Genomic DNA, 18,088 nt, shown 5'->3' with positions numbered 1-18,088 from the left:
CGTCACCCCACGTGGCGGATGCGAACCCCGCGCAGGAGGACCGGGTTGGACCAGCCCTGACCGTAGAGCACGGCGTCCACCGCGTCGCCGGCCTGGTTCTCGTCGAGCACGACCGACCCCCGCGCCACGCCCAGCAGCGCGCTGTGCGGCCCGGTGGGAACGCCCGCCACCGCCCGCGGCAGGTACTGGCGGGCCAGCACGTGCCCGTCGCTGGGCCGCACCACGACCCAGGGGGCGTGCGGGCCGACCGGCGCGGGCACGAGCCGCACCGGGAGCCACTGCGGGTCCGACGCCAGCAGGGCGACGGCTCGGCGGAGGTGGAGCCGCTGCCACCACTGGGCGAGCGGCGGTGCGGTCGGCGGTCGCGGCGGGTCGGCGTAACCGGGGTCGACGAGCGCGGACGCGGGGGCGCGCCGCTCCCGCCGCAGCGCCACCGACTCCTCGCCGGGCACGCGCAGCAGCGGCGGGTGGGCGCCCACGAGTTCGGCGGCGAACGGGATCCCGTCCGCGCGCAGCTGCACGGGGGCGTCGTCGCATGCGACCTGGAACACCTGCCGCACCTCGCCGCCGGGCGCCGACGCGAGCGCGACGACGGGCACCACGCGGGGCACCCGAGCCGACGACACCCACCGGACCTGCGCCCACACCGGTTCCGCGGGGGCGGAGTCGACGTCGGCCACGACCGGGCGGCCGGGCGGCTCCTCGAACCGGGGGCGGGCGATCTGGACGAACAGGACGCCGACCACGACGGCGGCGAACAGCGTCAGCCAGCCGTGGCCGGTCGCCAGCCAGGTCAGCAGACCGGACACGAGCGGCAGCACCACCGCCCAGCCGGTCTCCCACCCGCGCCGCAGGGTCCGCTCGCTCAGCACGAGCGGTCGACGGGGCCACTCCACCGGCGCCTCCCCCCGAAGATCGAGACCTCAACGTACCGCCGAGCGGCGGCGGGCAGGAGGGGCTGACCGGGTGTCGGTCAGGAGGACGGCCACCGGCGCCGTCGCGGCCCGCCGGGCCCGGTCACCCCTCCCCCAGCACCTTCCGGAAGCACAGGCTCAGCGGGTGGTCCCGGTAGGTGCCGAAGTTGGGCATCCGCTCGTACCCGCTGCTCCGGTAGAGCGCGATGGCCTCGGGCTGGACGGCCCCGGTCTCCAGCACCAGCCGCTTCCGCCCGGCCTCGGCGGCCGACCTCTCCAGGTCGGCGAGGACGGCCCTGGCCAGCCCCCGGCCTCGGGCGGCGTCGACGACGTACATCCGCTTGATCTCGGCGTCCCCGGCCAGCAGCGGCTCCTCGGCCTCGTCGTGGGCGCGCCAGCCGCCGCACGCCACGGGCTCGCCGTCGAGGTACCCGACGACGAAGTACCCGCGCGGCGCGGAGAACTCGGCCGGGTCGACGGGCGTGATGTCCTCGTCGCCGTAGCGCTCCACGTAGACCCTCTGGACGCCGTCGATCAACTTCACCGCGTCTGGATGGTCATACGGGACCGTGCATAGTTCCATGGTCCTCAAGATACCTACCGCCAGTGCTCCCAACCAGGGGGTTTTTCGTACGCGCGCCCGTCGACGGTCACACCGCTGCCGTGCCGCACGGAGCCGATCACCTGCCACTCCTCGGGCACGGCGCCGGGCTCGGGGAACGTGGCCGCCAGGGCGTGGTCCTCGCCGCCGGTCAGCACCCAGTGGCGGGCGTCCGCACCCAGCGCCGACGCCACGTCGAGCAGCCGGGGGTGCACCTCCAGCAGCTCCGTGCGGATGTCGATCCCGACCCCGGAGGCGTCCGCGACGTGCCCGAGGTCGGCCAGCAGCCCGTCGGAGGTGTCGATCATCGCGGTGGCACCGGCCGCCGCGGCCTGCGGACCGGCGGGGTACGGCGGTTCGGGAGTCCGCTGCGCACCCACCACCGCCACGGGCGAGCGGAAGCCGCGGCTGAGGACGGCGAGGCCCGCCGCGGCCCAGCCGAGCTTCCCGCACACCGCGACCACGTCGCCGACCTGCGCGCCGGAGCGCACCACGGGCTCCAGTCCACCCAGGTCGCCGAGCGCGGTAATGGAGATCACCAGTGTTTCGGAACTCACCATGTCGCCGCCCACGACACCCGCCCCCGCGACGGCGGCCTCCTGCCACAGGCCCGCGGTGATGCCGTCCACGACGCTCGCCGGGGTGTTGGCCGGGCAGGCCAGTCCGATGAGGAGCGCGGTCGGCATCGCGCCCATGGCGGCGATGTCGGAGAGGTTCACCGCGGCGGCCTTCCGGCCCACGTGCTCGGGTGATGACCAGTCGAGTCTGAAGTGGACGTTCTCGACGAGGACGTCGGTCGACGCCACCACCCGACCGTCGGGCGCGGCGACGACGGCGGCGTCGTCACCAGGCCCGAGCAGCGTGGTGGGGGGCTGCGTCCGACCTGCTGTCACGCGGCGGATGAGACCGAACTCACCCACTTCGGCGACCGTGTCCGCGTCCTGCGGCGGGTCCGGACGCAAGATTGCCTCCCGTTCTGAGCATTCGGAACTCCAACTGCGGTACGTTGCTGGTCAAGTTCCTACCCCGACCTAACCTGTCGCGACGAAGGGGCACGCCGTGGTGCACGCATACATCCTCATCCAGACCGAGGTCGGGAAGGCAGCCGCCGTCGCGGGGGAGATCGCCGGTATTCCGGGGGTTTCGTCCGCGGAGGACGTCACGGGTCCTTATGACGTGATCGTCCGGGCGGACGCCGACACCGTCGACCAGCTCGGTCAGCTCGTGGTCGCCCGCATCCAGAACGTGGAAGGGATCACCCGGACCCTGACCTGCCCAGTGGTCAACTTGTAGCGACGTGTTGTCATAGGGCTGTGCCACAGGATCAGCCGACCGAATCCGAGTCCGTCTCGTCGTTGCCCCGACCGCTGCTCGCCGTGGCCATCGGCCTCCCGGTGCTGCTGGCGGTCGCGGTGGCGGCGGTCGGGCTCGTCCTCGGCACCTCGGGTGCCGCGGACCCCGCCCTGCCGACCTCGGACAACTCCGGCCCCCTGGCCCTCGTGCCGGTGACCGCCCCCGCGGCGGAATCCCCCGACTGCACCTCGCTGGTGGGGAAGCTGCCGCTGACCCTGGTGTCGGACGGGGTGACGCTGCCGCGCCGTGAACTCGCCGCTCCCGCGCCCGCGGGCGCCGTGGCGTGGGGTGACGCGGAACACCGGCCGATCGTGCTGCGCTGCGGGCTGGACCGGCCCGGTGAGCTGACGCCGACCTCCCAGCTCAGGGTGGTCTCGGACGTGCAGTGGCTGGAGGTCCAGGGCTCCGACTCGTCGACGTGGTTCGCCGTCGACCGCGCGGTGTTCATCGCGCTGACCGTTCCTTCCGACGCGGGAACAGGGCCCCTCCAGGACGTGTCGACGACGATCCGCGACGCGCTCCAGAAGGGCCCCGTCCGCACGCAGGGCTGATGGTGGATCAGCGCAGGCCCGTGCCGCGCGCGACGGCGGTCTCGACCAGGGTGGTCAGCAGGGTCTGGTAGTCGACCCCGGTGACGGCCCACATGCGCGGGTACATCGAGATGGGCGTGAAACCGGGCATGGTGTTGATCTCGTTGATCACCAGCTCGTCGTACTCGGTGACGAAGAAGTCCACCCTGGACAGCCCCTGGCAGTCCAGCGCGCGGAACGCCGTGATCGCCATCGCGCGCAGCCGCTCGGTGAGGTCGTCGTCGAGCTTCGCGGGGATGTCGAACTCGCACACGTCGTCGAGGTACTTCGAGTCGAAGTCGTACCAGTCGACGGACCCGCCCACGACGCGCAGCTCGGCGGGCAGCGACGCCTCGACCCGGCCGTCCGGGAACTCCAGGACGCCGCACTCGATCTCGCGGCCGACCACGGCGGACTCGACGATCACCTTCGGGTCGGTCTGGCGGGCGAACGCGATGGCGTCGTCCAGGTGCGCCCAGTCGACGACCTTCGAGATGCCGACGGACGACCCGGCGCGGCACGGCTTCACGAACACCGGCAGGCCGAGGCGCTCGCGCTGGTCGACGGTCAGCGTGTCCTGGCCGCGCTTGAGCACCTCGAACGTGCCGACCGGAAGGCCCTCGGCCGCCAGCAGCTTCTTCGTGTACTCCTTGTCCATGGAGACGGCGCTCGCGAGGACACCGGGCCCGACGTAGGGCACGTCCGCCAGCTCCAGCAGGCCCTGGACGGTGCCGTCCTCTCCCCAGGCGCCGTGCAGCAGCGGGAAGACCACGTCGACGCCCGCCACCACGACACCGGGTTCCGTGGGCACCAGCTCGCCGCCACCGACGGGCACGAGCGAGGCCAGCGTCGGCATCTCGCGGTCCTTGATCGTCAGCGCGAGCTGGTCGTCGGCGCCGATCACCCAGGCGCCTTCGGGGGTGATGCCCACCGGGACGACCTCGAAGCGGTCGCGGTCCAGGTTGGGCAGCACGCTCCCGGCGGAAACGCAGGAGACGGTGTGCTCGGTGCTCCGGCCGCCGAACACCACGGCGACCCTGGTCTTGCGCTGTGTCATGAGGCCCGAGACTACCCGGATGGGTTAACCCGGCGGAGCAGCGGCGATGAGCAGCTCGACCAGCACGGGGAGCACCGAGGTCAACTGCTCGCGCGAACACGCCGCGTAGCCGATGGCGACGCCGTGGACCCTCGGGCGCCCCGCGTGGTGGCGGGCCAACCCGTCGAGCCGGAAGCCCCGCCGTTCCGCGGCGGCCAGCAGCTCCTGCTCGGCCTCGTCGGTCGCCACCCGCACGACCACGTGGGCGCCCGCGTCGTCGCCGAGCACCGGCACGCCCGCCTCGGCCAGCGCCTCCACCAGCAGCGCCCGGCGTTCGGACAGCTCGCGGCGCAGCTTGCGCAGGTGCCTGCCGAGGTCTCCGTGCCTGGCCAGCTCCACGACCACGCGCTGACCGGCGGGCGCGGGCCCGGTGCCGGTGCGCTCGCGGTGGGCCAGCACGGCGCTGGCGATCGACTCGGGCGCGACCATCCAGCCCGCGCCCAGCGTCGGCGTGAGGATCTTGCTGGTCGTGCCGAGGTGCACGACCACGTCCGGCGCGAGCGCGGCCAGCAGCGGCAGCGGGGCCACGTCGTAGCGCAGCTCGCCGTCGTAGTCGTCCTCGACGATCAGCCAGCCGTCGCGGCGGGCCCGCTCCACCAGCGCGACCCGGCGGCCCGCGGACATCCGGCCGCCCATCGGGTACTGGTGCGCGGGCGAGCAGTACACGACCCGCACCCCCTTCGGCACGCCCTCCACGAGCAGGCCCTCGGCGTCGACCGGCGCGGGCACGACCCGCAGGCCCGCGGCCCGCATCGCGCCGACCGCGCGCTGGTAGCCGGGTTCCTCCACGGCCACCGCGTCGCCCGGCTTGAGCACGGCGGCGGCCAGCTCGGTCAGCGCCGCGGTGGTGCCGCCGGTGGCCAGCACCAGCTCCTCGCGCAGTCCGCCGACCACGGCGAGGCCGCGGTGGCGCAGCAGGTGCTCGGCGACGACCTCGCGGTACTCCGGCAGCCCTCCGCGCTGCGGGCGCAGCAGCGGCACGGTGTCCGCGGCGGCCCGCCACGCCCGGCGCCAGGCCGCCTTGTCCAGCCCACCGGCCCACGGGGCGCCGGGCCCGAGGTCGATGACCTCGCGGGGCGCGGGTGTCGGCGCGGCGCGCTTGGTGCGACCCTTGAGGGCGCCCGGCGGGGTCGTGGTGATGTAGGTGCCGCTGCCGTGCCTGCCCGCGATCCAGCCCTCGGCGTGCAGCTGCTCGTAGGCCGCCGCCGTGACGGTGCGGCTGACGCCGAGCCGTTCGGCCAGCGCCCTGGTGGAGGGCAGCCGGTCGCCGCTGCGCAGCCTGCCCTCGGCGGCCGCGGTGCGCATCGCGTCCGCGAGCTGCACGGCGAGCGGTTCGGTCGACGAGCGGTCGAGCGTCACCGAAAACGGGGTGTCCGACAAGTGGCACTTCCAAATACGTTGAAATTGGTCATTGAAGGATGCCACTTCTCGACCGACGATGGAACCATGACCTTGTCGACGACCCCGCGCAGCACCGTGAAGAGGGGCAAGAAGCGCGCCGTGACCGAACGTTCCGCCCTGCACGAGGTGCTCGACGCGGGCCTGGTGTGCCACCTCGCCGTCGTCGTCGACGGCGCGCCGGTCGTGCTGCCCACCGGTTACGGCCGCGACGGCGACACCCTCTACCTGCACGGCTCGACCGGCGCGCGGACGCTGCGCGAAGCCGGGGCCGGCGTGCCGGTGAGCGTCGCCGTGACCCTGCTCGACGGCATCGTCTACGCCCGCTCGGTGTTCGACCACTCGATGAACTACCGCTGCGCCGTCGTGCACGGCACGGCCGTGCCGGTGCTCGACCCGGAGGCCAAGGCGCACGCGCTGCGGGTGCTGACCGAGCACCTGTCGCCCGGCTCGTGGGACTACGCGCGGCGGCCGTCGCCGAAGGAGCTGGCCGCGACGGCCGTGCTCGCGCTGGACCTGGCCGAGGCGTCGGTGAAGATCCGCACCGGTCCCCCGTCCGACGAGGAGGAGGACGTCGCGACCTCACGGGCGTGGGCGGGTGTCCTGCCCGTCCGGACGGCGTACGGTCCGCCGGAGCCGTGCCCCCTGCTCGCCGGGGGCACGGCCGTGCCGGAGCACGTCAGCGGACGGCGGTAGGCCCGTCGACCGGGTCGAAGCGGAACGGCGTCATGGCCCGGCCGCCGTCGCGGTAGACGTGGATGGTGACCGCCGGGTCGGGCCCGTCGTTGCGCACGCGGTGCACGTGGTGGGGCCCGAACACCCGTGACTGCCCGGCCGTGAGGCTGTGCAGCACCTGGATGCGCGAGGTGGCCACGGTCTCCGTCAGCGAGCCGCTGACCAGGGTGAACGCCCCGGTCGAGCCGCCGTGGTCGTGCAGGTCGGTCTCCTGTCCGGGCAGCCAGCTCATCAGCCAGACCTCTTCGGTGGCCGTGCGCTCGACCAGCGCGGCGAAGCGCTGCTCGGGGTCGTAGCGGAGCAGGTGGCGCCAGGAGGCGCGGTCGGCGGCGAAGCCCAGCGCGATGCGCACCGGGTGCAGCGCGGCGCGGGACTCGGGCAGGGCGACGGTGTTGTCCGGAACGGCGAACATGGGGTGGTGTGGTCCTTCGGGATCAAAGCGGCACCGGTCGTCACCGACCGGCAGGGCGCGAGAAGATCACCGACAAGGACAGAGCGCGCTGGAGACCAGGCTGAGGTCGATGTGACCCCGCCCGTCGATCATCGCGCGCAACAACACCGGGCGATTCTCGCAGCCGCGTCCGACGCCCTCAACCACATCCCAGCAATTGGGAGAGGTCTCACCCGATCGAGTCCCACCGGTCGACGGGACGTGCGGGCGGGCCCGTCAGGTGAGCGCCGCCAGCACGTCGGTGACCAGGTCGGTGGTGTCCTCGCAGCCCGCGGACAGCCGCACCAGGCCCTCGGGCACGGGGTCCCCCCACTGCGCGCGCCGGTCGAGGCTCGTGTGGAGCCCGCCGAAGCTGGTGCTGGCGGCGATGAGCTTCGACCTGGCGAGGAACGCGTCCACGGCGGCGACGTCGGCCAGCTGGAACGTGAGCACCCCGCCGAAGCGGCGCATCTGCCGGACCGCCAGCGCGTACGCCTCGTCCTGCGGGGCGCCGGGCCAGCGCAGGCCCGTCACGGCCGGGTGGACGCGGAGCACGTCGTAGAGCGCGGCGGCGTTCGCGGCCTGCCGGGTGAGCCGCAGGTCGAGGGTGCCGAGGCCGCGGTGGGCGAGCCACGCCTCGAACGGGCCGGGGATGGCGCCGCCGACGGTGCGGGCGCCGCGCAGGCGCTCCGCGAGAGCGGCGTCCGTTGTGGACACGTGGCCGAGCAGGACGTCGCTGTGCCCGGCGACGGCCTTCGTGTCGCTGGCGACGACGATGTCCGCGCCCAGCCGCAACGGCTGCTGCCCCAACGGGGTCGCGGTCGTGTTGTCCACGGCCACGAGCGCGCCCGCCGCGTGGGCGGCGTGGGACAGCGCGGCGATGTCGCACACGTCCAGGCCGGGGTTGGACGGGGTTTCCAGCAGCACCAACGAGACGCCGTCGAAGTCCGGCCACGGGCCCGCGGTCGGCACCTCGCGGACGACGACGTCCATGTGCTCCGCCACGAACTTCCTGGTCAGGAAGTAGCCGTCGGCGGGGAGCACGACCGTGTCACCCGTGCGGAGCACCAGGCGCAGCACCGTGGAGACGGCCGCCATGCCGGACGGGAACAGGACGCACTCGCCGCCGTCCAGCTCGCCCAGCGCCGCTTCGAGCGCGCGCCACGTCGGGTTGCCCGCGCGGCCGTAGGTGTCCTCGCCGGTGAGGTGGAACGCCGACGCGAACACCGGGCTGCCCATGAACGGGCCGCCGGGCAGGCGTTCGGGCGCGCCCGCGTGCACCACCCTCGTGCCGTCGCCGTACTCCCTGTCCTCGGACCCCGCGGTCACTGCCGTTCCGCCTTCGGCTCGCGGCCGATGAGGGCCGCACCGAGGGTGCGCGGGTCCATGCCGTCGTGGCACACCATGTGGACGCCGTCGGTGAGCGGCATGTCGACGCCGTGCCGCTGCGCGAGTTCGCGGATCGACGAGCAGGACTTCACGCCCTCGGCGACCTGCCCGTGCGCGGCCTCCTGCGCCTGCGCCAGGCTCTCGCCCAGCCCCAGCCGGTGCCCGAACGTCCGGTTGCGCGACAGCGGGGACGCGCACGTGGCGACGAGGTCGCCCAGGCCCGCGAGGCCGGCGAACGTCAGCGGGTCCGCGCCGAGCGCGGCGCCGAGGCGCGCGGTCTCGGCGAGGCCGCGGGTGATGATGGACGCCATGGTGTTGTCGCCGAACCCGAGCCCGGCGGCCATGCCGCAGGCGAGCGCGATGACGTTCTTGCAGGCGCCGCCGAGTTCGCAGCCGATGACGTCGGTGATCGTGTACGGCCGGAAGTAGCCGTTGGAGCAGGCCTGCTGGAGCTCGACCGCGCGGTCGTGGTCCGTGCACGCGATGACCGTCGCGGTGGGCTGCTCGGCGGCGATCTCCTTGGCCAGGTTGGGTCCGGAGACGACCGCCACCTGGTCCTCCGGCACGCCCGCGACCTCGCGGACCACCTCGCTCATCCGCTTGAGCGTTCCCAGCTCGACGCCCTTCGCGAGGCTCACCAGGGTCGCGCCGTCGGGCAGCGAGTCGCGCCAGCCCACGAGGTTCGCGCGCAGCGTCTGGCTGGGGACGGCCAGCACCACGGCCTGCGCCCCGTCCAGCGCCTGGTCCACCTTCGTGGTGGCGCTGAGGTTCGACGGCAGCTTGGTGCCGGGCAGGTAGTCCTCGTTGATCCCGGACCCGTTGACCGAGTCGGCCACGGAGTCGCGCCGCGCCCACAGCACGACCTCCGGTCCGGAGTCGGCGATCACCTTGGCGAACGCGGTGCCCCACGACCCGGCACCCAGCACGGCGACCCTCTGCACGCTCATCAGTTGTCGTCCCTGTTCTTGGCAGAGGCGTAGAAGCCCTCCGGAGCCCGCTCCCCGCGGATGTCGGCGAGGAGGTCCTTCACCTCGCCCATCAGCAGGTCCGTCACCTCGCGCAGCAGCGCGCGCGTCTGCGGCTGGTCGCGGTAGGCGGACAGGTCGACCGGCTCGCCGAGCCGGGTCTCCACGGTCTTGCGCGGCAGCGGCCGGAACTTCTTCGAGTAGCCGTCGTAGATCTCCCTGGTGCCCCAGCGGGCGACCGGGACCACCGGGCCGTCGTGCTGGAGCGCGAGCCGGGCCACGCCGGTCCGCGACGTCATCGGCCAGCCGTCGGGGTCGCGGGTGATCGTCCCCTCCGGGTAGATCACGACGACCTGGCCGGACGCCAGCGCCTCGTGCGCGGCGCGCAGGCTCTGCTGGGCGTCGGTGGTGCCGCGGTAGACCGGGATCTGCTTGGCGCCCCGCAGGATCGTGCCCATGATCGGCACGTTCCACAGGCTGTGCTTGCCGAGCAGGTGGGGCACCCGGCCGTGGCTGTGCACGAACACGGCGTCGTAGCAGGGGTCGAGGTGGGAGACGTGGTTCATCACCACGAGCGCGCCGCCGGTGGCGGGCAGGCGCTCGCCGTGCACCGTCCGCCGCCTGCCGAGCGCCGCGGCCATCGGGTAGACGATCGCCGCGGCGACCCCGACCCAGAAGCCGCCCTTCTCCCTGACCACGTGTTCTCCCTCGATTCGTCCACCGCGGACCTGGAGTCTTCCTCGGGTGCCCCGGTCAGGTCCAGCCGACATCGGGGAGTATGGCGAGGTGCGCCGCCAAGTGGACCTCGTGGTACCAGTCAAGACGCTCGACCGGGCCAAGACCAGGCTGTTGGGCGCGGCCGATCGCGGAGCGGGCGACCCGGACGCGCACGCCGCGCTGGCCCTGGCGCTCGCGCTGGACACGGTCACCGCCGCCGCGGCGGTCGTACGGCACGTGCTGGCCGTCACGTCCGACCCGGCGGTGGTCGCCGAGCTGACCGCGCTGGGCGTGGAGTCCGCGCCCGGCCCGGAGGGCCTGAACCCCGCGCTGCGCCACGGCGCCGCCCTGCTGCGCGCCCGCGACCCGAGGTCGGTGGTGGGCGCGTTGCAGGCGGACCTGCCCGCGCTGCGCGCGGACGAGCTGGCCGCCGCGATCGAGGCGGCGACGGGTCGCGCGTACTGCCCTGACCGGCAGGGCACCGGCACCACGCTGCTGCTCTCCGCCCCCGGCGGCGACCTCGACCCGCGCTTCGGCGTCGGGTCGGCGGACGCGCACGCGGCGTCCGGCGCGGTCGCCCTCCTCGGCCCGTGGCCGTCGCTGCGCACCGACGTGGACACCGCGGAGGACCTCGGGCTGGCGGCGGTGCTCGGCCTCGGCTCCCGCACCGCGGCCCTGCTCCCGGTGTGCGGCTGACCGGCGACCGAGGCGCTAGCGTTGCCGCCATGATCGAGCAGGCGACCGTGAGCGCCTTCCACGCCGACGGCTCGGCGACCGTGCTGCGCGACGACGGGCTGCTCGTCGACGTGCCCCCGGACGCGGTCGCGGTGGGTTGCTGGAGGTCGCTCAGGCCCGGCCAGCGCGTCACTCTGCGTCGCGACGAGGACGGCTCGGTGACCGGTCTGGTCCGCCCGGTCTAATTCGATCCAGCACTGTGACGGGGAGTTCACCCGGTAGTCGCTCACGATCGAGGCGATTCCGGCTTCCGCACGGCACAATGCAGGTGTGACCACGGACGACAGCGACGACAAGGCCACGCCGAAGCGAAGGACCCGGACCTCCGCGTCCGCGGGGACCCCCCGGCGCAAGCCCCGACCGGCGACCCGTCGTGGACGGACGCCCGAACCGGCCGTCGAGTCACCACCCGCTGTCACGACCGGTGCCCGGTCGGTCCCGTCGTCGCCCCCGGCCGTCACGGCCGACGCGCTGCCGGCGGCGGACCTGCCGGACGACCGCTACTTCAACCGCGAACTGTCCTGGTTGGACTTCAACGCGCGGGTGCTGGCGCTGGCCGAGGACTCCTCGCAGCCGCTCCTGGAGCGCGCGAAGTTCCTGGCGATCTTCGCGTCGAACCTGGACGAGTTCTACATGGTCAGGGTCGCGGGCCTGAAGCGCCGCGACGAGACCGGCCTGTCGGTGCGCAGCGCGGACGGCCTCACGCCGCGCGAGCAGCTCGCGAACATCTTCAAGCGCACCCAGGAGCTGGTCGAGCAGCACGCGCGGGCGTTCCTCGACCACGTCGGTCCCGGTCTGGACCGCAACGGCATCAGCCTGGTGACGTGGTCGGAGCTGACGGACTTCGACCGGCTGCGGCTGTCGAACTACTTCAGCGAGCAGGTGTTCCCGGTGCTGACGCCGCTCGCGGTCGACCCGGCCCACCCGTTCCCGTACATCTCGGGGCTGTCGCTGAACCTCGCCGTGACGGTGCGGGACCCGGAGGGCGGCACCGAGCGGTTCGCCCGCGTGAAGGTGCCGGACAACGTGCCCCGGCTGGTGCGCGTGGAGGCGGACCGGGCCAGCAGCTCGGCGACGTTCCTGCCGCTGGAGCAGCTCATCGCCGCGCACCTGGGCGAGCTGTTCGCGGGCATGGAGGTCATCGAGTGCCACGCGTTCCGGGTCACCCGCAACGCCGACCTCGACGTGGAGGAGGACCGCGACGAGGACCTGCTCCAGGCGCTGGAGCGCGAACTGGCGCGCCGCCGGTTCGGCCCGCCCGTGCGGCTGGAAGTCGCGGACGACATGACCGAGCACATGCTGGAGCTGCTGCTGCGCGAGATGGAGGTGGACCCGGACGACGTCGTGCAGGTGCCGGGCCTGCTGGACCTGTCGTGCCTGTTCCAGCTCTACAGCCTGGACCGCAAGGCGCTGAAGGACCCGCCGTTCGTGCCCGCGACGCACCCGGCGTTCGGTGAGCGCGAGACGCCGAAGAGCGTCTTCGCGACGCTGCGCGAGGGCGACGTGATGGTGCACCACCCGTACGACTCGTTCTCCACGAGCGTGCAGCGGTTCATCGAGCAGGCCGCCGCCGACCCGCACGTGCTGGCGATCAAGCAGACGCTGTACCGGACGTCGGGCGACTCGCCCATCGTGGACGCGCTGATCGACGCGGCCGAGGCGGGCAAGCAGGTCGTGGCGCTGGTCGAGATCAAGGCCCGGTTCGACGAGCAGGCGAACATCAAGTGGGCGCGGCAGCTGGAGAAGGCTGGCGTGCACGTGGTGTACGGGCTCGTCGGGCTGAAGACGCACTGCAAGACCGCGCTGGTGGTGCGCCAGGAGGGGTCCACGATCCGCCGGTACTGCCACATCGGCACGGGCAACTACAACCCGAAGACCGCGCGGCTCTACGAGGACGTCGGCATCCTGACCGCCGAGCCGTCGGTCGGCGCCGACCTCACCGACCTGTTCAACGTCCTCACGGGCTACGCCAGGCAGGACAACTACCGCAGCATCCTGGTCGCGCCCTACGGCGTGCGGCGCGGCATCGTGGAGCGCATCCAGGCCGAGATCGACCTCTCCCGCGCCGGTCACCCCGCAGGCGTGCGGATCAAGGTGAACTCGCTGGTGGACGAGGAGGTCATCGACGCCCTGTACCGCGCGTCCCAGGCGGGTGTGCGGATCGACGTCGTGGTGCGCGGCGTGTGCGCGCTCAAGCCGGGCATCCGGGGGCTGAGCGAGAACATCCACGTCCGCTCGATCCTCGGCCGCTTCCTGGAGCACTCGCGGGTGTTCCACTTCATCGGGGCGGACGAGCACTGGATCGGCAGCGCTGACATGATGCACCGCAACCTGGACCGCAGGGTCGAGGTGCAGTTGCGCGTCACCGGCCCGAAGCTGACCGCCCAACTCGACGACATGTTCGACTCGGCCCTGGAGCCTGCCACCCGCTGCTGGGTGCTGCGGTCGGACGGCGAGTGGGACGCGTCCCCCTCCGACGGCACGGTGGTGCGCGACCACCAGGCCGAGATGCTGCGCCGACACCGCGCGCAGGGCTGAGCACACCCCTAAGGAGACGCGTGTTGTCGACCGACACCATTCGGGCGGCCGGTGCGGTGCTGTGGCGCGACGAGAACGGAACCGTCGAGGTAGCGGTCGTCCACCGGCCGCGCTACGACGACTGGTCGCTCCCCAAGGGCAAGCTGGACGCCGGTGAAACCGTTCCCGCCGCGGCCGTGCGGGAGGTGCGCGAGGAGACCGGCTACCACGCCGTGCTGGGCAGGCACGTGTCCCAGGTGCACTACAAGGCGTTCGGCCGCCCCAAGGTCGTCGACTACTTCAGCGCCCGCGCGCTGCGCGGCTCGTTCGTGCCGAACTCCGAGTCGGACGAGCTGCGCTGGCTGCCGGTGGCCGAGGCGGCGGCCCTCGTGACCAGGCAGCTGGACCGCGACGTGCTGGGTGCCTTCGCGCTCGTGCCCGCGGACCTGCAAACGGTTCTGCTGGTCCGCCACGCCAAGGCGGGCAAGCGCGAGAACTGGCGGGGCAACGACGACCTCCGCCCGCTCAGCTCGGCGGGCTGGCGCCAAGCCGAGGCGGTGCGCTCCCTCCTTCCGCTGTTCGCCCCGGACCGCGTGCACGCGGCTCCGCGGGTCCGCTGCGTGCAGACCGTGCAGGGGATGGCGGACGACCTCCGGACCACCGTGAGGCGCGAAGCGAGGATGTCGGAGGAGGGCTACTGGCCGGACCCCGACGCGGGCCTGGTGCGGTTCCTGGAGATCTCGGCGATGGGCGGCGTGCCGGTCGTGTCCAGCCAGGGCGGCGTCATCCCGGACCTGGTGGGGAAGCTGGCGGACATCGGCGGTCTGCGCTTGGCGGACGTGCCGTGCAAGAAGGGCAGCGTGTGGGTGCTCGCCTTCACCCGTCCGCTACCAGACTGGTCCACATCGGACTCGCCCGTGGGGTGGCCGAGGTTGGTTTCCGCTCACTACCTGCCCAGTGCGCTGGGTGTGCCGCGCCTCTGACCAGCGGTTCTTGGCAGTGGGTCGCGTGCGGTGGCTGGGTTGCGGGGTGTGGTCGATTTGACTTGGGGGCCCCTGGATTTGCCCCTTCGTCGGGCCAAAAAGGGCAGGTGGGAAGCCCTCGGACCGACAAATTTCAAGGGGCGAATCCCCCAAGTAAAATCGACCACGGCTGGCACCGACCGCGCAAGCAGGTCAGCCACCAGCGCCGATGGCACTCAGACAGCACGCTCCGCAGCCAGCCCAGAAGACGCTCAAGGCCCGCCCGCAGCAGCAGCCAGCGCAGCAACACCAAGGCCCGCTTGCTCCGACGACCGGCGCAGCAGCGCTCAAGCCCCGCCCGCAGCAGCAGCCAGCAGAGGCGCTCAAGCCCGCCCGCCGAGGCAGCCGAGGCACCCGCACGCCTGGGGCGGCAACGGCAGCCGTCCCACCACTGTCCCAGCGGAAGCACCGCCCACCGCACCTCCCCCCGCACTCCCCACCTTGTGCCTTCCCTTCACCCGCCCGACCGCCGACCGCCGACCGCCGACCGCACATCACCACCGAACCGAACCCCCGCCGCACTTCCCCACTTCACCCTCCCCACCCCTCCCCCACCGGCGCCCCGATCCTCAGCGCCCTCGCGCGAGCGGGGTGACAGCGGGGCACCCGCCCGAGCCCGATGACGAAGTCGAGGCCGAGTCACATCCCCTTCCGAGTCACATCCCCTTCCTGGCCACCAGCGCGAACGAGTTCGGCAGCCGCCCCCGCCACGCAGCCGCGTCCACCCCACCGGCCCGCCAGAACGGCTCCGCGTACTCCTCCAGCACCCGCACCTCCAACCCGGCGCGCACCACCGCCGTGACGACCTCCCCCAACGTCGCCTGCGCCTCCACCGCCCCGTGACCGGGGAACGTGTCGTTGACGAACCCCCGCGCGAAGTACCCCCGGTCCCCCCGGATCCGGGGCTCGTCGGCGTCCCACGTCCACAGTGGCACCGCAGGATGGGCCTCGTAGAGGAACAGGTGCCCACCGGGCCGCAGCAGACGGGCCACGTCGGCCGCCCAGCGGGCCAGGTCGGGCATCCAGATCAACGCGCCCTTCCCCGTGTAGACGACGTCCGCGCACCCGGAGCGCAGCGGTGCACCGGGCAGTTCACCCACCACGTAGTGACAGGGAACACCAAGGTCAACGGCTCGCCGTCGGGCTGAGACAACGGCGGTGCGGCTGAAGTCGACCCCGACCACTCCCCTCGCTCCCGCGGCGACGAGTGCGATGTCGTCCAATCCGTGGCCGCTCTGGAGGTGCACCACGGAAGGGCCGGATTCCACCAGCGGGCGCAGCAGTTCGAGTTCCCACGGGAACAGCGAAGTCCCGTTCCGAGCTTGTTCCAGGAGTTCGTCGTACTCGCGCACGTGCTTCTGCGACGCCGCTTCCCACGCCTTCCGGTTGTGCCCCGCATCGAGTTCCACCCGACCAGACTCGCGCGCCGCGCGCGGGACGTCCACGGAATTGCCCGGCGGGTTCGGGGAATGGCGGCTGTGCCGCGGAAGTACCGCGCGGGCGCAAAGCGGTCGCCCCACCGACCCGATCACGGCACGATATCGCCCATGACCGAGGAGACGACGACCCTGTGGCGCCCCACCGGACAGGCGGAGCTGGACCTGGTCGCCGAGTCCGGCTGGACGGCGTGGCCGCCCAGGTTGCCCGCGCAGCCCATCTTCTACCCGGTGCTCAGCGAGGCGTACGCGACGAGGATCGCGCGGGAGTGGAACGTGCCGCACGAGGGAGTAGGCCACGTCACGGCGTTCGAGGTGAGGACCGCGTTCCTGGACCGCTACGAGCCGCGGCGGGCGGGCGGGCGGGACCTGCTGGAGTACTGGATCCCCGCGGAGGAGCTGGACGGGTTCAACGCCGCCCTGGTGGGGCCGATCAGGCTCGTGGCCTCGTACGGCTGACGCTCGACCGGCCGACTTCCAGGCCACCAAGGAGGTTCGGCCGCCCCTCCTGGACGGGGTGCGCGAAGATCCCCGCACACCCCCGAAAACACGCCTGACGTGCTGCTGGAGGCGGTCGGAAGCAAACGCCAGGGCCCGATGCGCGTCCGCATCGGGCCCTGGGCGTTGGTGCTGCTCCCCCGCTCAGGGGGAGGTGGTGCTACTTCTTCTTGGCCGCCGGAGCCTTCTTGGCGGCGGCGGGCTTCGCCGCTGCCTTGGTGGCGGCGGGGGCCTTGGCCGCAGCCGTCGTCTTGGCGGCGGGGGCCTTCTTGGGCGCTGCGGCGGGCTTCGCCGCAGCGGTCTTCGCGGGTGCCTTCGCGGCAGCCGTCTTGGCGGGGGCCTTGGCGGCCGCAGGAGCCTTCACGGCGGCGGGCTTCGCCGCTGCCGCGGTGGTCTTGCGGGTCGCCGGCGCCTTGGTCGCCGCGGCGGCCGTGCGGGCGGTGGTGCTGCGCGCGGTGCGGGTGGTCGTCGTCCGCGCCGTGGTGCTGCGGGTCGCCGGCGCCTTGGTGGCGGCGGCGGGCTTCGCGGCGGCAGCCGCACGCGTCGACGTCGCGGCAGCGGCCGGAGCCTTCGCGGCAGCGGTGACGCGCGGCAGCTTCTTCGCGCCGCTCACGACGTCCTTGAACGTCGAACCGGCGCGGAACGCGGGCACGTTCGTCTTCTTGACCTTCACGGTCTCACCGGTGCGGGGGTTGCGAGCGGTGCGCGCCGCACGGGCACGCTTCTCGAAGACGCCGAACCCGGTGATGTTCACCTTCTCGCCCTTGTGGACGCTGCGAACGATCACGTCGACGAGCCCGTCCACTGCAGCAGCGGCGTTCTTCTTGTCGCCAAGACGCTCGGCGAGCGCCTCGATGAGCTGGGCCTTGTTCACCGTCAGTCCCTCCCAGGACGCTTACGGCCCATTAGTCGGGCCGACTGGTGGCCACGGTAAGCCCATATGAAGGGAAATACCAATCGCCACGCCATATTTTTCGTTGTGGCGTGGGCAATTGCGCTCTGTCGAGGGACAGAAACCCCCTCCTGGGGCACTTTGGGAGGGGCTCGGGGGCCTCGGATTCCCCCTCGTCGGGGAGGAATCCGAGGCTCGACCTCAGGTGGCCGGAAGCGGATCCGTGGTGGGCAGCCAACCTTGGCGGCGGGACTCGAACTCGTCGATCAGATCGGCGTGGCGCAGGGTCAGGGCGATGTCGTCCAATCCCTCGAGCAGGCGCCAGCGGGTGTAGTCGTCGATCCGGAAGGCGGCGGTGAAGTCCTTTGCCCGAACTGTCTTCTCGACCAGGTCAACGGTCACCTCGGTGCCCGGCTCGGTCTCCAGCAGCTTCCAGAGCAGCTCGACGTCCGACTGCTCGACCTCGGCGGCCACGAGCCCCTGCTTGCCGGAGTTGCCGCGGAAGATGTCGGCGAACCGGGAGGAGATCACCACCCGGAAGCCGTAGTCCATGAGCGCCCAGACGGCGTGCTCGCGGGAGGACCCGGTGCCGAAGTCGGGGCCGGCGACCAGCACGGAGCCCGCCTTGAACGGCTCCTGGTTGAGGATGAAGTGCTCGTCACCCCGCCAGGCGGCGAACAGGCCGTCCTCGAACCCGGTGCGGGTGACCCGCTTCAGGTAGACGGCCGGGATGATCTGGTCGGTGTCCACGTTGGACCTGCGCAGCGGCACGCCGACGCCGGTGTGGGTGGTGAACGCGTCCATGGTGTCCGTGATCCCTT

General features: G+C 72.6%; 20 protein-coding genes. 8 read left to right on the top strand and 12 right to left on the bottom strand.

The annotated features are described in order from the left end of the window. Window positions 1-2: 2 nt before the first annotated feature. From AC156L_RS08900 to AC156L_RS08890, 3 genes are all read right to left on the bottom strand, one after another. On the bottom strand, window positions 3-896 hold the full coding sequence (locus tag AC156L_RS08900; protein ID WP_330883402.1) for a hypothetical protein: 894 nt from the start codon (window positions 894-896) through the stop codon (window positions 3-5). Window positions 897-1,017: 121 nt separating this feature from the next. Further along, window positions 1,018-1,497: a GNAT family N-acetyltransferase gene (locus AC156L_RS08895; protein WP_330883404.1), complete on the bottom strand. Its 480-nt coding sequence runs from the start codon at window positions 1,495-1,497 to the stop codon at window positions 1,018-1,020. A 14-nt stretch (window positions 1,498-1,511) separates the two neighbouring features. Beyond that, on the bottom strand, window positions 1,512-2,477 hold the full coding sequence (locus tag AC156L_RS08890) for a thiamine-phosphate kinase (RefSeq protein ID WP_330883406.1): 966 nt from the start codon (window positions 2,475-2,477) through the stop codon (window positions 1,512-1,514). 97 nt (window positions 2,478-2,574) lie between these two features. Between AC156L_RS08890 and AC156L_RS08885 the strand changes: the two genes are divergently transcribed. Beyond that, a complete protein-coding gene (locus AC156L_RS08885; RefSeq protein WP_330883408.1) occupies window positions 2,575-2,808 on the top strand; it encodes an Lrp/AsnC family transcriptional regulator in 234 nt (77 codons plus the stop codon). A 20-nt stretch (window positions 2,809-2,828) separates the two neighbouring features. After that, window positions 2,829-3,419 (top strand): DUF3515 domain-containing protein, encoded by a 591-nt coding sequence (locus tag AC156L_RS08880; protein WP_330883410.1) that lies wholly within the window; start codon window positions 2,829-2,831, stop codon window positions 3,417-3,419. Window positions 3,420-3,426: 7 nt separating this feature from the next. On the opposite strand, the gene AC156L_RS08875 is transcribed toward AC156L_RS08880, so the two are convergent. Together AC156L_RS08875 and pdxR are read right to left on the bottom strand one after the other, a co-directional pair. Further along, the gene (locus AC156L_RS08875; RefSeq protein ID WP_330883412.1) at window positions 3,427-4,494 is read right to left on the bottom strand and encodes a D-alanine--D-alanine ligase family protein; all 1,068 of its coding nucleotides are present in this window, start codon (window positions 4,492-4,494) and stop codon (window positions 3,427-3,429) included. A gap of 24 nt (window positions 4,495-4,518) precedes the next feature. Further along, window positions 4,519-5,913: a MocR-like pyridoxine biosynthesis transcription factor PdxR gene (pdxR, locus tag AC156L_RS08870; RefSeq protein WP_330883414.1), complete on the bottom strand. Its 1,395-nt coding sequence runs from the start codon at window positions 5,911-5,913 to the stop codon at window positions 4,519-4,521. A gap of 66 nt (window positions 5,914-5,979) precedes the next feature. Here pdxR and AC156L_RS08865 point away from each other — a divergent pair, with 66 nt between their 5' ends. Further along, the gene (locus AC156L_RS08865) at window positions 5,980-6,627 is read left to right on the top strand and encodes a pyridoxamine 5'-phosphate oxidase family protein (protein WP_330883416.1); all 648 of its coding nucleotides are present in this window, start codon (window positions 5,980-5,982) and stop codon (window positions 6,625-6,627) included. On the opposite strand, the gene AC156L_RS08860 is transcribed toward AC156L_RS08865, so the two are convergent. The 4 genes from AC156L_RS08860 to AC156L_RS08845 all read right to left on the bottom strand — a co-directional run bounded on the left by AC156L_RS08860 (window position 6,611) and on the right by AC156L_RS08845 (window position 10,148). Continuing rightward, window positions 6,611-7,078, bottom strand: a complete 468-nt coding sequence (locus AC156L_RS08860; protein WP_330883418.1) for a cysteine dioxygenase — start codon at window positions 7,076-7,078, stop codon at window positions 6,611-6,613. The two genes, AC156L_RS08865 and AC156L_RS08860, sit on opposite strands and share 17 nt — an antisense overlap. A gap of 255 nt (window positions 7,079-7,333) precedes the next feature. Beyond that, entirely contained in the window at window positions 7,334-8,425 is a 1,092-nt protein-coding gene (locus AC156L_RS08855) for a cystathionine gamma-lyase (RefSeq protein WP_330883420.1), read from the bottom strand. Next, window positions 8,422-9,432 carry an NAD(P)H-dependent glycerol-3-phosphate dehydrogenase gene (locus AC156L_RS08850; protein WP_330883422.1) on the bottom strand — a complete coding sequence of 337 codons (1,011 nt, stop codon included), beginning with the start codon at window positions 9,430-9,432 and terminating at the stop codon, window positions 8,422-8,424. The genes AC156L_RS08855 and AC156L_RS08850 overlap by 4 nt, the downstream gene beginning before the upstream one ends. Next, on the bottom strand, window positions 9,432-10,148 hold the full coding sequence (locus AC156L_RS08845; protein ID WP_330883424.1) for a lysophospholipid acyltransferase family protein: 717 nt from the start codon (window positions 10,146-10,148) through the stop codon (window positions 9,432-9,434). The genes AC156L_RS08850 and AC156L_RS08845 overlap by 1 nt, the downstream gene beginning before the upstream one ends. 88 nt (window positions 10,149-10,236) lie before the next feature. Between AC156L_RS08845 and cofC the strand changes: the two genes are divergently transcribed. From cofC to AC156L_RS08825, 4 genes are all read left to right on the top strand, one after another. After that, window positions 10,237-10,863, top strand: a complete 627-nt coding sequence (gene cofC / locus AC156L_RS08840; protein WP_330883426.1) for a 2-phospho-L-lactate guanylyltransferase — start codon at window positions 10,237-10,239, stop codon at window positions 10,861-10,863. Between the two features lie 29 nt (window positions 10,864-10,892). Continuing rightward, the gene (locus AC156L_RS08835; RefSeq protein WP_330883429.1) at window positions 10,893-11,087 is read left to right on the top strand and encodes a hypothetical protein; all 195 of its coding nucleotides are present in this window, start codon (window positions 10,893-10,895) and stop codon (window positions 11,085-11,087) included. Window positions 11,088-11,172: 85 nt separating this feature from the next. Continuing rightward, window positions 11,173-13,440, top strand: coding sequence for an RNA degradosome polyphosphate kinase (locus AC156L_RS08830; RefSeq protein ID WP_330883431.1), 2,268 nt, complete (start codon window positions 11,173-11,175; stop codon window positions 13,438-13,440). Between the two features lie 23 nt (window positions 13,441-13,463). Next, window positions 13,464-14,402: an NUDIX hydrolase gene (locus tag AC156L_RS08825; RefSeq protein ID WP_330883443.1), complete on the top strand. Its 939-nt coding sequence runs from the start codon at window positions 13,464-13,466 to the stop codon at window positions 14,400-14,402. A gap of 695 nt (window positions 14,403-15,097) precedes the next feature. Here the strand turns inward: AC156L_RS08825 and AC156L_RS08820 are convergent. Then, the gene (locus AC156L_RS08820) at window positions 15,098-15,850 is read right to left on the bottom strand and encodes a class I SAM-dependent methyltransferase (protein WP_330883433.1); all 753 of its coding nucleotides are present in this window, start codon (window positions 15,848-15,850) and stop codon (window positions 15,098-15,100) included. A gap of 138 nt (window positions 15,851-15,988) precedes the next feature. Between AC156L_RS08820 and AC156L_RS08815 the strand changes: the two genes are divergently transcribed. Then, window positions 15,989-16,336, top strand: a complete 348-nt coding sequence (locus AC156L_RS08815) for a hypothetical protein (RefSeq protein ID WP_330883435.1) — start codon at window positions 15,989-15,991, stop codon at window positions 16,334-16,336. A gap of 199 nt (window positions 16,337-16,535) precedes the next feature. Here the strand turns inward: AC156L_RS08815 and AC156L_RS08810 are convergent, their stop codons facing one another. Together AC156L_RS08810 and leuD are read right to left on the bottom strand one after the other, a co-directional pair. Next, on the bottom strand, window positions 16,536-17,249 hold the full coding sequence (locus AC156L_RS08810; RefSeq protein ID WP_330883437.1) for an HU family DNA-binding protein: 714 nt from the start codon (window positions 17,247-17,249) through the stop codon (window positions 16,536-16,538). Between the two features lie 219 nt (window positions 17,250-17,468). Then, window positions 17,469-18,071 (bottom strand): 3-isopropylmalate dehydratase small subunit, encoded by a 603-nt coding sequence (gene leuD / locus AC156L_RS08805; protein WP_484406740.1) that lies wholly within the window; start codon window positions 18,069-18,071, stop codon window positions 17,469-17,471. Window positions 18,072-18,088 lie beyond the last annotated feature (17 nt).

The organism is Umezawaea sp. (assembly GCF_057122925.1).
The sequence above is the reverse complement of the archived record's forward strand: the minus strand, read 5'-3'. Positions and strand labels throughout refer to the sequence as shown.